We start from the raw sequence: 12600 nt of genomic DNA, 5'->3' as shown, positions 1-12600 counted from the left end.
CGCGTTGTTTTAGGCGTTTGTTATGTGAATTTCTATCCAGACAAACGACCGTACAATATTTCTAAATTCTCAAGATAATCTTCACTGATTTCGTCAGCATTCCAAGCCCTACGTTCCTTTGAAACTGTATTGAACACTTTTAGGTGTGGAGCTTGCTCAATCGGACAGCAATATACCGATAAATACTGTCTTTTCTTCTTTATTTTGTTACTTAGCGCATTATCAGAAATCAGGTTAAATTGATCAGCGGTTATATCGATTAATGTACTACCACTTTCAACCCACCAATGCCCAACTTCACTGGCACGCATTGGAGATACACCAAACACAAGCTCTAATGGCCCGCTAAAACCTTTCTTTCTCATATGGAAGCAATATAACAAAGAAGCATGCTTACATGCGTTTATTGGGAAATCAGGACTGAAAAGGAGCGTATCATCGTAAGCAATGGACTCGATTTTTCTCCTCATCCAAAGTGCTTCTTTCCTTAAAATGCTCATATTCCCCAATTCACATAGCAGCTTATTCAAAGGATCAAAACCCGCGAGTTGCGTTGCTCGAATCCCGCAAGTTGCAAAATTAGTTCCAGTCTAGGTCGCTAGTTGAATGTAAATCAAGCATTTTTATCTTGTAGCAATTTTTGTTGTTGCAACTTGCAGTTTTTGCACCCGCGAGTTGCTGATAAAAAACTCAAAGACCAAACTGTGTTTTTGAACAGGTATTTCAGTTGGCTTGATGCCAAGTTCGTTAAACCCTGCAATTTTTACAATTCTCCCTCCCTACCGTGAATACCTTACCGGGCCGGGCAAAGGGGGCTTTTGCTAAAACGCCCTGCTGGCGCGCTCTTGCCAGTCTGGAACAGCTCTTGCTGCAGTATGGGTAGCTTAACCGCGCGGATAACATTCTCGTTATCGACAACACTGCTTATCAACTAAGGAGAACCACATGGCTATTATCAAATGGGCTACTGCAAAATATGAAGGTCTTGGCAAAGACGGTAAAGGACATGTTTCTACTGAATCGGGCGCTTTGAAAGATCAGCCTTATGGCTTTAATACCCGGTTTGAAGACAAAGCAGGCACCAACCCGGAAGAGCAAATCGCTGCGGCGCATGCATCGTGTTTTACGATGGCGCTGTCTTTTGGCCTGGCGAAGCTCGGCTTTAGTAAAGGTAGCTTAGCATCTAAGGTAGCTATTACACTGGTAAAAGAAGGTGACGGTTTTACTATCTCAAAATCCGAAATTTGGTTAGATGCCAAAGTACCGGGTATGAGCGGTGCAGATTTTGAAAAAGCGGCGGTAGAGGCCAAACTAACCTGCCCGATATCCAGGTTATTAACGTGCGATGTTACCTTGGATATTACCTCGTTTGAAGGTAGTTAATTAAGCTGAGTTAGTTAGCTATCTCAGGGTAACTAATAAAGCCCGTTTTAATAGCGTTAAAACGGGCCGCTTTAAACACAATGGAGCCTGATTAATGACATCTGAGCAAACTGAGCAACCTGAAGAAGAGTCACGTAGTTTTATGCACTATGCGGCACTGAAAACCGCCATTGTTAATAATGAAGAGCAGCGGGTAAAAGAGCTGCTGGCAAACCAAAGTATGCAAGCGCTGGAAAAAGGCTACCTGCTTGATTTAGCCGGGTTAAACAATAACAGCACTATTGTGGCGCTATTGGAAGCTGTGCCAGTCACGCCATAAATTCAGCAAAAAATGCTTCTGCTCTCTGGCTGCCGTTACTGGTATTTCCCACAACTGCACTAGCGCAGTAACTTAAGTATTTACTAAGTTCTGGTACATCTGCGCCAGCGCTTGCGCTACCTGCGCTTGCTGCTCTGTAGTTAGGCCAACCAGCATTTTGCCGGCTATCTGGCGTTTTTTTGCCTTTAGCTCTGCGGCTAATTGCTGGCCTTGTGCCGACAATACCAGTAGCTGGCGCCTGCCATCTGCAGGATCGTTTTGGCGCTGTAATAAAGCAGCTTGCTGTAAGTCATTTAACAACCGGGTAATTTGCGCTTTATCCCGCCTTAAAAGCTGTGTTAGTTGCTGCGCTGTGCTGCCTGGTTTTACAGCCAGCATCAGCAGCAGGCGGCCATGCATTGCTGTTAGCCCCGGTAATTCTGGGGCCAGTTGCTGAAAAAACTGGCCGCGTAATTCCGCAGTTAGCTGTTGCAGTTGGTCGAGCAAATCCCGCTTTTCATCCATAACGCTGCCTTAAACACCATCAACAAGTTGACATTATCAACTAAAAACCCAATAATTAAGTTGATTATATCAACCAATACAGCAAAAACCAGTTAGGAGTTAATAATGTCTGATGTACACAGCTGCCCCACCTGCAATGCCAGAGCAAAAAAGATCATCGACCCACAAAGCGGCGAGCCACGGCTTAAAGCGTTGCAAGATGATGAGGTTGCAGCCAAAGTAGTGCAGCTAAAACTGATGCTGCAAAAAGAAAAACAACGTAATGAGCAGCTAAAAACCAGGCTGGCTGAGCTGGAACAACACAACTGAGCGCAGTAGCTGCTGCAACTGTTCTCAGATGTTGGCTGGACCGAAATGTGGTTTACGATCGCCGGAAAAACGTCACTACCAGTGCCACAAAGCCAGCAACACAGAACACCGGAATTAATATTGCTACACCGATAATAGCAATAGCGGTAATAATATCCGGATAATCAAAGGTGCTTGTACAACCACTGTTATTGCCGCCACCAAAACTCAGGCAAAGATCGGCAAAAATCAATGCGCAGCCGACCCATGCAGCGCCGGTAAACAATGTTAGTAACCAGTAAAAGCCTGCGGTTTTCTTCTTGGTTTTATTAGGTTTTTCCATAATGCCTGATGTTGTGTTTAATAATGTTGTTAACTAAGTATGCCCAACCGCTAGCCGGGTTAACACTGCCAGATACTGCCGGTAAGCTGCCTCGTTAAAAGCTTTGGATGCCGGGTTCATAAAACCATGGGCAAACGGCGTGGTAACGGCACTTACTGCCGGTTGTTGCTGCAACTGCGCGCAGATATCGGCAACAGCAAAATGCGGCTCGCTATCGCCAAAGATTACCTGCGTTGGCACTTGCGGCGTCACACACAGATGCCGGTGAATTTGACCGGGGTAAAATAATACTGCCTGTTTTACTGTGCTGGTTTCTATGCCCGCCAAAGCTCGCCATAGTGCACTGGCACCGGCGCTAAAACCAATAGCAAGCTCAAACGGCTGCTGTACTGTTTGCAGTGCCTGCAAAACCTGCCCGGCATAAATATCATGGCCACACTGGGTGCTGTAAGCGGCATAAGCCTGTTGCTCATCGGCAAACTGTTGCGCCGTGCCCTGATAGGGATCGATAAGCTGTATCTGCACAGCCGCATTGGCGGCCAAATCCTGTGCCAGCCGGTTAAGCCCGGTACAAAGGCCAAATATATCACTGACCAGTAAAATACGCGGTGACATCTGCTTAACTCCCCCGCACCAGTACAGAAATGTGCAGCTTAATTGATACAAAGCCGGTTTAGCGGCGTAGTATTAGTGTTTTACGGCCAAAACAAAAGGTTGTTATGAAATTTTTGCTTAAAATTGCATTACTTTTAGCCAGTAGCATGTTGCTGCAAAGTTGTACCGGCGTGCCGGATGGTGTTAAACCGGTAACACCGTTTGAACTTAACCGCTATCTGGGCGAATGGCATGAAATTGCCCGGTTGGACCACCGTTTTGAGCGTGGTTTAACCGAAGTAACGGCTAACTACAGCTTACGCGATGATGGCGGCGTTAAAGTAATTAACCGCGGTTTTAATGCTGCAGATAACGAGTGGCAACAGGCTGAAGGCAAGGCTTACTTTGTTGGCGACAGCAATACCGGCGCGCTTAAGGTATCGTTTTTTGGCCCTTTTTACGGCAGCTATAATGTAGCCAAACTAAGCGCTGACTACAGCCTGGTGCTGGTTGTAGGCCCGTCAACAGACTACGCCTGGTTACTGGCACGCAGCAAAACACCAGACAAAGCACAGTGTGATGACTATATGGCATTTGCTGAACGCCTTGGTATTACGGCGCAACAATGGATTTGGCTGCAAACATGTGTTTGATTTAATAAGTATTTCGCATAGCTAAATTGATAACGGCTACAGCCTGAGTGGCCAAAGTTATGTTTTGCGCATTGCATTAGCTGCGCGCTCTGTTTAAAGTAATTTTAATTCAGCCAGTTAGAGCCCGATAAGCTATGAGCACAATCCCCCCTGCCGATAATGCTACAATTTCTGAAGTGGCACCCGACACCTTTGTTGATAGCAGCGGTAAACAGCTTACGGAGCGCCAGGTACGGCGTGTGGTTACGCCACATGTATTTGCTGTAGCACCGGAGTTAATTGGCAAGCCATTGGCCAGGCCGGCGCGCCGTGGTGTGGCGATACTGATTGACGGTTTTTTTATTGCCGCCCTTACTTCCGGCAGCCTGATTTTTCTGTTGCCTATGCTGACGTACCTGGCATGGTCACGCTGGCAGGCGGCCAAAACCGGGCAGGTAGCTATTCTGGCCTGTACGGCACTGGTGCTGTTTACCAGCCATAACTGGACATCGTCGCTACCCTCTGACACTGCGATTAAACGTGTGACTGACAGCACCGCCGTATCGGCGAATGCCTTGCGGTTAAGCCAGGCCGACTGCGATGCAGCCTGTGCCCAAAAACAGTTGCAGGCAGTAGTGCAACAACTGCAGAAAACCCAGCTAAGCATTGCCGAACGGGAAGAAATGCTTAGCGACTTACTGGATATAAGCCAGTTGTCTGCCAGCGAAAAAGCTTCAGTGATGACAGAAGCAATTACCAGCCTCAAAATTGGCGCTACGGTAGAACAAATGAGCGCGACAGTACAAGGTACAACAACCGAGCCGGAGCCTGTCACATCAATTACCAGAGCATCGCTGTGGCAACGGTTGCAAAAGTCTGATCACAGTATACTGAAATGGGTGCAGGGTATCCTGGCCGATTTAGGTATCGGTTTTGGCTGGGCTATCGGCTATTTTACGCTGTTTATAGCCTGGAATAATGGCCAGACTATTGGCAAAAAATTATGCGGCATTCGCGTAGTGCAACTGGACAACAAGCCGATCTCGCTGTGGGGCGCTTTTGGCCGTCAGGGTGGTTACAGTGCTGGTATCGCCACCGGCTTGCTGGGCTTTTTGCAAGTATACTGGGACCCAAACCGTCAGGCCATTCAGGACAAACTGGCCGACACCCTGGTTATTAGGTTGTAGCGCCAAATACCTGCCAAAGTATATTAAATAGCTGACAAATTAAACAAATTACGAAATACTATGGCCCTTTTATCCGAAATATTAAAGGACATAATAAATGTTTATTTTGTTGGTTATGCTCAGCACTTTGCCTGCTACGACAGAGCCAATAATTATTCGGGGGGGTACTGTTGAATCTTTCCCTGCCCTGCAATTGCAAAACAATAAAATTCTGCCAGAGCATGAATTTGGCTATAAAGAAGTAACCGACTGCATTGAGCAACAGCTGAATATTGATATTCAGTGGCAGGCCATGCCGACTAACCGCTTATTGAAAATGCTGGCAGAAAATGAACTGGATATTGGCTTTTCGCTGGGCTTTACTGAACAACGCAGCGCGTATTTGCAGCCAAGCCAATATGTAAAAATAGATCATGACTATTTTTTATTTAAAGACAACAGCCTTAATTTAGACGATAAGCAATTATCTATTGCCGTTAAGCGCGGTTCACCGCAACAAGACCATCTGGCCCGCCAGGGCTACAACAATATTTATCCGGTATCTGATTACAACGAGCTGATACCCCTGCTGTTAAACCACCGGATAAACGCCGTATCCCTGCCTTTTTCTTTGCTTGCCAGCGTACAATCCAGCATAGAGCAACATCAGCTGCTGCTAAAAAAACACCACAGCCGCGGCACCGGGTTTTATCTGTCTCCAACCTTTGCCAGCCAATATCTACCTGCGTTAAATACCGCCATATTACAGTGCCGGCAACATGCCTTACCTAACACAACACAGCCTTTGTAGCCGCTGATTTGTTCTGTACGCCGCCCTGAGGTAGACTGTCGCGCCGAAATAACGACTGCTCAGCAGTACATAATAACGATTCGATACAGGGCTTTTTCTCCTATGGCTAAATTTTTACGGGTACCACACACCCTTACTTTGCTGTTTGGCATGATGGTACTGGCGATGATCGCCACCTGGATAGTACCGCAAGGCTTTTTTGAAACCCAAACCCTGGCCAATGGCCGCTCTGCAGTGGTGCCCGGCACCTTTGCTTTAGTAGAAGAACGCCAGTACTTAAGCCCGTGGCAATTGTTAACCGCCATACCACGCGCTTTTGCCAGCGCCCAGGATGTGATTTTCTTTGTGATGATTTTAGGCGGTGTGCTGTCTATCGCCCGCGCTACCGGCACGGTAGATGCGCTGATCGGCCGCCTGCTGACCCGGTTTGGCGAAAAGCCACATATGCTGATCTTTATGGTGGTGTTCTGTTTTGCCATGGCGTCCAGCGCTATCGGCACTGCCGGTGAGTATATTCCCTTTGTGCTGATTTTAGTTGCGCTGTGTAAAGCGATGCGGCTGGATGCGATGACCGCTGTCGGCATGACCGTCGCCGGTTACGGCATTGGTTATGGCGTATCGGCTATTAACCCTTTTACAGTGATTATTGCCCAGCAAATTGCCGAAGTGCCGGTACTGTCGGGCATGGAACTGCGGTTGGCGATTTTTATTCCCTTTGTGCTGATTGGTTTTCATCATGTCTGGAGCTACGCCAAAAAGGTACTGGCTGATCCGGCTAACTCGATGGTAGCCGATTTACCCTGCCCGCTGGGTGATAAACAAACCGCCACTTACCCGCAGCTGGCACTAAACCATAAACTGATTTTAGCCAGCTTTGTTGGCACCATTGCCGTGGTAGCTTATGGTATTCGGGTGCATGGCTGGTACTTATACGAGCTAAGCGCCTGCTTTGTTGCCTGGGGCCTGTTTACTGCCGTAGTGGGCCGTATTTCTACCGACACTGCCGCGCAAAAGTTTATTGACGGCGCCATGGAGTTGACCACCACCGCAATGTTAATTGGCGTGGCACGCGGTATTTCTCTGATTATGGAAGATGGCCAGATTTTGCACTCGCTGGTGCATGGTATGTCGCTGCCATTATCCTATGTCGGCGCAGAAGCGGCCGCTGTGGGTATGCTGGTTATTCAAACCCTGTTGAATTTCTTTATTCCCTCCGGCAGCGGCCAGGCCTATGTCACTATGCCGTTAATGGTGCCGCTAAGCGATTTACTCGACATTCCGCGCCAGGTTGCCGTGCTGGCATATCAGTTTGGTGATGGCTTTTCTAATATGATTATCCCCACCAATGCGGTATTAATGGGCATTATCGGTATTGCCGGTATTCCTTACGGCCACTGGTTCCGCTTTTGTTTGCCCCTGCTGTTAAAGTTAATGTTAGCGGCTTCGGTAGTATTAGTGTTGGCAGTAGTATTTGACTATGGCGATAGCGTACAACCCCAAACTCCTGCAGGCGCAAACCTGAGCCAACCGGATTAAACTCTGTAACACCTGCGGTAGCAACTTACCGCAGGTGTTACTGGTAATTCAGTGGCTTCCTGATTAGAGTACGCTAATCAGACAACCGCCAGAACCTTAACCGCAGGCCGCTATATGAGTCAGGCGAAACAAATTGCTGAAATAATCTTAAAGGGCTTTCGCCGCCACTTCAGCTTATTTCAGGCTATTACCGCCAAAGCCAAACAACGTTTTGAGCTGGCCGACTGGCGCGCTTTTCAGCAAGACAGTTCAGACCGCATTTCGTTTTATGATCAGCGCGTTACCGAAGCTATTGCCCATCTGGCTACCGAACTGCCAACCCAGTGCTTAAACGAAACACTGTGGCAGCAGGTAAAGCAGCACTATATGGAGTTTCTGGCGTTTCACCCTCAGGCCGAACTGGCCGAAACCTTTTATAACTCGGTGTTTTGCCAGCTATTTGAGCGTAAGTACTTTCACAATAAGAATATTTTTGTTGAGTCGACGCTAAGCAAACAGCATTTGCCGGCGCCGGTAGCATCGGTATACGACAGCTACTTTCCGGCCCAGGACGGCTTAAAGCAAACTATCCGCAATATTGTCTCCGGCTTTGGCTTTATTACGCCCTTTATTAACCTGGACCGGGATATCCGCCTGATTGTAAAAAGCTTTATGGCGCAGTCCAGCCATGGCCGCCATCCGGTGTATCAAATTCGGTTTGATATTTTAAGGTCAGTATTTTACCGCAATAAAGCCGCTTATATTGTTGGCCGCGCAGTCACGCCGGATGGCCAGCAGCCGTTTATTATTCCGCTGCTGCACCGCGAAGGCGCCGGCTTATATATCGATACCCTGGTAACAGACGCCAAACAGATGACGATTATTTTCGGCTTCTCGCGCGCTTATTTTATGGTGGCTACCCAGGTGCCATCGGCATTGGTGCATTTTTTACGCGAGTTACTGCCGCATAAAACCCTGGCCGAGCTATATGCCAGTATTGGCTTACACAAACAGGGCAAAACCGAATTTTACCGCGAGCTGCTGGGCCACCTGGACAACAGCAATGATCAGTTTGTTGCCGCACCGGGTATTCGCGGCATGGTAATGATGGTGTTTACCCTGCCATCGTTTCCTTATGTGTTTAAAGTGATCCGCGACAAGTTTGCCCCCAGCAAAGAATTTGGCCGCGACACGGTAAAAGCGCGCTACCTGCTGGTTAAAAAACATGACCGCGTTGGCCGCATGGCCGATACGCTGGAATACTCTTATGTCGCCTTGCCGAAAAAGCGTTTTTCGGCTGAATTACTCGAAGAATTACAGCAGGTTATCGGCGACTCACTTAGCTTTGAAGATGAACTGGTGGTAATTAAACACCTGTATATTGAACGGCGGATGATCCCGCTGAATATCTATCTGGAAACCGCCTCGTTGGAAGAAAAAGCGCATATTATGGACGACTACGGCCAGGCGATTAAACAGATGCTGGCCGCCAATATTTTCCCCGGTGATATGCTGCTGAAAAACTTTGGCGTAACACGGCACAAACGCGTAGTGTTTTACGACTACGACGAAGTGCAGTATATGCTGGATGTTAATTTCAGAAGCTTTCCGAAAACCGATAACTACGAGGATGCGCTGTTTGCTGAAGGCACAGTGTGTGCCGCACCGGGTGACGTATTCCCCGAGCAGATGGCCACCTTTGTGACGCCGCAGCCGCAAATCCGCGAATTGCTGTTTAGCAAACATCCTGAATTGCTTGATGCCGCTTATTGGCGGCAAAAACAGCAAAATATCCGCAATGGCGTGGTAGAAGATATTTTCCCCTACCCCGACAGTATGCGCTTTTACCATGCTTATCAGGATGACAGCAGCAACGAACCGCACTAGCTTTATCACTATAACTTCGCTACACAGGACAGTTAATGATGAGCGCAACCACTATTTCGCCGGTTACAGCCCATTGGCTAAACCGCTTATTGCCCGCCAGATCGCCACAAGCGCATAAAGGCGACTTTGGCCATGTCCTGGTGATCGGTGGCGACCACGGCTATGGCGGCGCGGCAATAATGGCGGCGCAAAGCGCAGTGCACTGCGGGGCAGGTTTAGTCAGCTTGTTCACCCGGCCGGAGCATGTCAACGCTATGCTGTGCCGTCAGCCGGAAGTGATGGTAAGCCACCAACACATTAATGACATGATCACGCGGGCCACCGTGCTGCTGGCAGGACCGGGTCTTGGCCTGTGCAGCTGGGGTACCGCTTTACTGGCTCAGGCATTGGCATCTGATAAACCGCTGTTACTCGACGCCGATGCGCTGAATTATCTGGCGGCAATACCTGCGGCTGAACAACAGCGCTTAAAACGCGATAGCTGGCTGCTGACGCCACACCCGGGGGAAGCCGCACGTATGCTCGGTTGCAGCAGCGCCGATATTCAGCACGACAGAGTCGCGGCTGTGCAACAACTGCAGCAACGCTTTGGCGGCACTGTATTGCTAAAAGGCCATGCCAGCCTGATCGCCGGGCCGGGGCAACAGCTGGCCAGGCTTGACTGCGGCAATCCCGGCATGGCCGGTGGTGGTATGGGCGATGTATTGTCCGGCATTATTGCCGCGCTGCTGGCACAGGGTTTAACCGGTTTTGATGCAGCGGCATTGGGGGGTTATCTGCATGGTACTGCGGCAGACCAACTGGCAGCCGTCCGGGGCGAGCGTGGCCTGCCGGCAACTGCTATACTGCCGCACCTGCAGCCACTACTAAACGGAAAATCCTGACAGATGAAAATATACGTCGACGCCGATGCCTGCCCGGTGGTGATTAAAGACATTATTTTTCGCGCCGCTGAGCGCAAACAGATAGCAACACTGCTGGTGGCGAATCAACCCATCCGCGTACCGCCTTCAAAGTTCATCTCGGCCATTACGGTGTCCAGCGGCTTTGATGAAGCCGACAACGAAATAGTGCGCCGTTGTGAAGCCGGCGATTTGGTGATCACCGCAGATATTCCGCTGGCGGCCGACGTGCTGGCCAAAGGCGGCCATGCGCTGAACCCGCGCGGCGAGCTGTACAGCAACGACACCATTAAACAAAAGCTGACGATGCGTGATTTTATGGACACCCTGCGCGGCAGCGGTGTGCATACCGGCGGCCCGCCACCGCTAAACCAAAGCGATCGCCAGGCCTTTGCTAATCAGCTGGATAAGCTGTTACAGCAGCATGCGAAAGCTTAACCCAGCCAGGCCGACAGCTGCTGTTTACTGCTGAATTGCTGCTGTTCTTGCGTTAGCGGATCAGTAAAACTTAACTGTTTTGCCAGCAATTGCAACGGCTTATCAAACTGCGGCGCCTGCTTCGGTTGCAGCTTGGGGTAATAAGTATCATGCAAAATCGGCATCGCCAAACTAAGCATATGCAGGCGCAGCTGATGGGTTTTACCGCTGTGTGGTGTCAGCTCAAACAACCCGAGCTCGCCGCTTTTCGCCACCAGGCTGATAGTTGATTGCGCATTTACCTCACCGGCCACTATGGCATTAATAAAGCGCGGTGTGCTTTTCTCAATCCGGTTTGCAATATGCCACTGCTTTGGTAACGCAGCTGTGGCAGCCTGCGGTGTTAACCGCGCCACTGCCTGATATTGCTTATGGATAGTGCCCTCACTAAACAACTGGTAATAAGCCGGCCGGCTTTGGGCATTAACAGAAAACAGTACCAGGCCGGCAGTATCGCGGTCCAGCCGGTGCAGCGGTACAATGTCGCTTAAGCCGGTGTCGCGCTGTAAGCGCGCCAGTAAGCACTCATTAACATAGTCACCGCCTGGCGTTACCGGCAAAAAATGCGGCTTATCGGCGACAATAATATGCTGGTCCCGGTACAGAATTTCATGGGCAAACGGGATAGCCGGCTCAGCCGTGACTTCACGGTAATAACACAGCCGTTTGCTTGGCATAAAAGGCGTATCTGCACTAATAACCGCGCCGTTAAACCAATGCACTTTGCCTGCAGCAATACGCTGACGCCAGATAGTCTCGCTGATAAACGGAAACTGACTGCAAAGAAACTGCAGCACAGTATGCCAGCCGTTATTGACAGCAGGCAGGGTAATTTCAGAGGCTTGGCGGGCTATCGACACGGTAGATTCCGGCAGAAAAATCAGCGCGCAGTGTAGCATACCCAATGGATTTCGACATGCACGTAGGCGGCAAGGCCGTGAATCCCCATGAGCTTAGCTGTACTAAGTGATTGGGGTAAACGGCAGCAGCCAACACCCGTGCATTTTGAAAGACGACGGGTATAAAAGCGGCTACAATAGCCGCCCCTTAACGCCCGGTTGTTAGCAGAAGCAAGATGTCACATACAAATTCAGTGCTGCGTTTACGCACACAGGAGCTGGCAAAAGCCACCCGGGTGTTTAACGCCCGTGGCAGCAAAGTTAAACGCTGTGAGCAGTGCCTGCTGCCGGCCAGCGACTGCATTTGCGCCAGTAAACCCGGCGTCAGCAGTAACAGCGCCTTTTGTTTTATTATGTACACCGGCGAGTGTTACAAACCCAGCAATACCGGTCGCATTATTGCCGATGTTATCGCCGATAATCATGCCTTTATCTGGGACAGAACAAAACCCGACGCAGCCATGCTGGCACTGCTGGCCGATGCGCGTTATGCCCCGATAGTGGTATTTCCGCAGCAATACGCTGAAGCTGAGCGTTGTATCAACAGCCCGCTGGAACTTAGCGCCGTGCAAAACGGCAAGATACCGCTGTTTATTATGCTGGACGGCACCTGGCGTGAAGCGAAGAAGATGTTTAAAAGCCCCTATTTAGCTAACTTGCCGGTGCTGGGTATTCAGCCACAGCAGGGCTCAAGCTATCAGCTGCGCGAAGCGGCGCATTTGCATCAACTATGCACTGCCGAGGTCGCTATAGAAGTATTAAAACTGGCGAATGATACCGCCGCCGCAATAGCGTTGGCCGAATACTTTGCCGTATTTCGCCGCGCTTACATTGTCGGCAAACCCCACCTTAATTTTACTGAATCAGCAGAGTAGTCTGC

General features: G+C 49.5%; 16 protein-coding genes. 11 read left to right on the top strand and 5 right to left on the bottom strand.

Annotated elements, in window-relative coordinates:
• Window positions 1–32 precede the first annotated feature (32 nt).
• On the bottom strand, window positions 33–530 hold the full coding sequence (locus BLW68_RS16705) for a hypothetical protein (protein WP_218141397.1): 498 nt from the start codon (window positions 528–530) through the stop codon (window positions 33–35).
• A 415-nt stretch (window positions 531–945) separates the two neighbouring features.
• Between BLW68_RS16705 and BLW68_RS16700 the strand changes: the two genes are divergently transcribed.
• Together BLW68_RS16700 and BLW68_RS16695 are read left to right on the top strand one after the other, a co-directional pair.
• Window positions 946–1383, top strand: coding sequence for an OsmC family protein (locus BLW68_RS16700; RefSeq protein ID WP_092795769.1), 438 nt, complete (start codon window positions 946–948; stop codon window positions 1381–1383).
• 94 nt (window positions 1384–1477) lie between these two features.
• A complete protein-coding gene (locus tag BLW68_RS16695; RefSeq protein WP_092795767.1) occupies window positions 1478–1702 on the top strand; it encodes a hypothetical protein in 225 nt (74 codons plus the stop codon).
• A 72-nt stretch (window positions 1703–1774) separates the two neighbouring features.
• Here BLW68_RS16695 and BLW68_RS16690 read toward each other — a convergent pair whose 3' ends face one another.
• Entirely contained in the window at window positions 1775–2206 is a 432-nt protein-coding gene (locus tag BLW68_RS16690; RefSeq protein WP_092795764.1) for a MarR family winged helix-turn-helix transcriptional regulator, read from the bottom strand.
• A 105-nt stretch (window positions 2207–2311) separates the two neighbouring features.
• On the opposite strand from BLW68_RS16690, the gene BLW68_RS16685 reads away from it, so the two are divergent.
• Entirely contained in the window at window positions 2312–2515 is a 204-nt protein-coding gene (locus BLW68_RS16685) for a hypothetical protein (protein WP_092795762.1), read from the top strand.
• A gap of 52 nt (window positions 2516–2567) precedes the next feature.
• On the opposite strand, the gene BLW68_RS16680 is transcribed toward BLW68_RS16685, so the two are convergent.
• Complete coding sequence (locus BLW68_RS16680) at window positions 2568–2837, bottom strand: hypothetical protein (RefSeq protein WP_092795759.1); 270 nt, start codon at window positions 2835–2837, stop codon at window positions 2568–2570.
• A gap of 33 nt (window positions 2838–2870) precedes the next feature.
• Entirely contained in the window at window positions 2871–3452 is a 582-nt protein-coding gene (locus BLW68_RS16675; protein ID WP_092795756.1) for a dienelactone hydrolase family protein, read from the bottom strand.
• A 104-nt stretch (window positions 3453–3556) separates the two neighbouring features.
• Between BLW68_RS16675 and BLW68_RS16670 the strand changes: the two genes are divergently transcribed.
• The 7 genes from BLW68_RS16670 to BLW68_RS16640 all read left to right on the top strand — a co-directional run bounded on the left by BLW68_RS16670 (window position 3557) and on the right by BLW68_RS16640 (window position 10782).
• Entirely contained in the window at window positions 3557–4084 is a 528-nt protein-coding gene (locus BLW68_RS16670) for a lipocalin family protein (protein WP_092795754.1), read from the top strand.
• Between the two features lie 134 nt (window positions 4085–4218).
• Window positions 4219–5250, top strand: a complete 1032-nt coding sequence (locus BLW68_RS16665) for an RDD family protein (RefSeq protein ID WP_092795752.1) — start codon at window positions 4219–4221, stop codon at window positions 5248–5250.
• Between the two features lie 97 nt (window positions 5251–5347).
• The gene (locus BLW68_RS16660; protein WP_092795750.1) at window positions 5348–6040 is read left to right on the top strand and encodes a substrate-binding periplasmic protein; all 693 of its coding nucleotides are present in this window, start codon (window positions 5348–5350) and stop codon (window positions 6038–6040) included.
• Between the two features lie 102 nt (window positions 6041–6142).
• A complete protein-coding gene (locus BLW68_RS16655) occupies window positions 6143–7576 on the top strand; it encodes a YfcC family protein (protein WP_092795749.1) in 1434 nt (477 codons plus the stop codon).
• 114 nt (window positions 7577–7690) lie between these two features.
• A complete protein-coding gene (aceK, locus tag BLW68_RS16650) occupies window positions 7691–9442 on the top strand; it encodes a bifunctional isocitrate dehydrogenase kinase/phosphatase (protein WP_092795747.1) in 1752 nt (583 codons plus the stop codon).
• 35 nt (window positions 9443–9477) lie between these two features.
• Window positions 9478–10326 carry an NAD(P)H-hydrate dehydratase gene (locus BLW68_RS16645; protein WP_092795745.1) on the top strand — a complete coding sequence of 283 codons (849 nt, stop codon included), beginning with the start codon at window positions 9478–9480 and terminating at the stop codon, window positions 10324–10326.
• Between the two features lie 3 nt (window positions 10327–10329).
• Window positions 10330–10782, top strand: coding sequence for a YaiI/YqxD family protein (locus BLW68_RS16640; RefSeq protein ID WP_092795743.1), 453 nt, complete (start codon window positions 10330–10332; stop codon window positions 10780–10782).
• On the opposite strand, the gene BLW68_RS16635 is transcribed toward BLW68_RS16640, so the two are convergent.
• On the bottom strand, window positions 10779–11681 hold the full coding sequence (locus tag BLW68_RS16635) for a pseudouridine synthase (RefSeq protein WP_092795741.1): 903 nt from the start codon (window positions 11679–11681) through the stop codon (window positions 10779–10781). The two genes, BLW68_RS16640 and BLW68_RS16635, sit on opposite strands and share 4 nt — an antisense overlap.
• 215 nt (window positions 11682–11896) lie before the next feature.
• Between BLW68_RS16635 and BLW68_RS16625 the strand changes: the two genes are divergently transcribed.
• A complete protein-coding gene (locus BLW68_RS16625) occupies window positions 11897–12595 on the top strand; it encodes a tRNA-uridine aminocarboxypropyltransferase (RefSeq protein ID WP_092795737.1) in 699 nt (232 codons plus the stop codon).
• The last annotated feature ends 5 nt before the right edge of the window (window positions 12596–12600 follow it).

It is taken from the genome of Rheinheimera pacifica (assembly GCF_900108485.1).
Classification (GTDB): domain Bacteria; phylum Pseudomonadota; class Gammaproteobacteria; order Enterobacterales; family Alteromonadaceae; genus Alishewanella; species Alishewanella pacifica.
The sequence above is the reverse complement of the archived record's forward strand: the minus strand, read 5'-3'. Positions and strand labels throughout refer to the sequence as shown.

Bases quoted from the DNA above. Each gene is read 5' to 3' on its own strand.
- BLW68_RS16700 (WP_092795769.1), top strand. From the start codon at position 946: ATGGCTATTATCAAATGGGCTACTGCAAAATATGAAGGTCTTGGCAAA.
- BLW68_RS16695 (WP_092795767.1), top strand. From the start codon at position 1,478: ATGACATCTGAGCAAACTGAGCAACCTGAAGAAGAGTCACGTAGTTTT.
- BLW68_RS16690 (WP_092795764.1), bottom strand. From the start codon at position 2,206: ATGGATGAAAAGCGGGATTTGCTCGACCAACTGCAACAGCTAACTGCG.
- BLW68_RS16685 (WP_092795762.1), top strand. From the start codon at position 2,312: ATGTCTGATGTACACAGCTGCCCCACCTGCAATGCCAGAGCAAAAAAG.
- BLW68_RS16680 (WP_092795759.1), bottom strand. From the start codon at position 2,837: ATGGAAAAACCTAATAAAACCAAGAAGAAAACCGCAGGCTTTTACTGG.
- BLW68_RS16675 (WP_092795756.1), bottom strand. From the start codon at position 3,452: ATGTCACCGCGTATTTTACTGGTCAGTGATATATTTGGCCTTTGTACC.
- BLW68_RS16670 (WP_092795754.1), top strand. From the start codon at position 3,557: ATGAAATTTTTGCTTAAAATTGCATTACTTTTAGCCAGTAGCATGTTG.
- BLW68_RS16665 (WP_092795752.1), top strand. From the start codon at position 4,219: ATGAGCACAATCCCCCCTGCCGATAATGCTACAATTTCTGAAGTGGCA.
- BLW68_RS16660 (WP_092795750.1), top strand. From the start codon at position 5,348: ATGTTTATTTTGTTGGTTATGCTCAGCACTTTGCCTGCTACGACAGAG.
- BLW68_RS16655 (WP_092795749.1), top strand. From the start codon at position 6,143: ATGGCTAAATTTTTACGGGTACCACACACCCTTACTTTGCTGTTTGGC.
- aceK (WP_092795747.1), top strand. From the start codon at position 7,691: ATGAGTCAGGCGAAACAAATTGCTGAAATAATCTTAAAGGGCTTTCGC.
- BLW68_RS16645 (WP_092795745.1), top strand. From the start codon at position 9,478: ATGATGAGCGCAACCACTATTTCGCCGGTTACAGCCCATTGGCTAAAC.
- BLW68_RS16640 (WP_092795743.1), top strand. From the start codon at position 10,330: ATGAAAATATACGTCGACGCCGATGCCTGCCCGGTGGTGATTAAAGAC.
- BLW68_RS16625 (WP_092795737.1), top strand. From the start codon at position 11,897: ATGTCACATACAAATTCAGTGCTGCGTTTACGCACACAGGAGCTGGCA.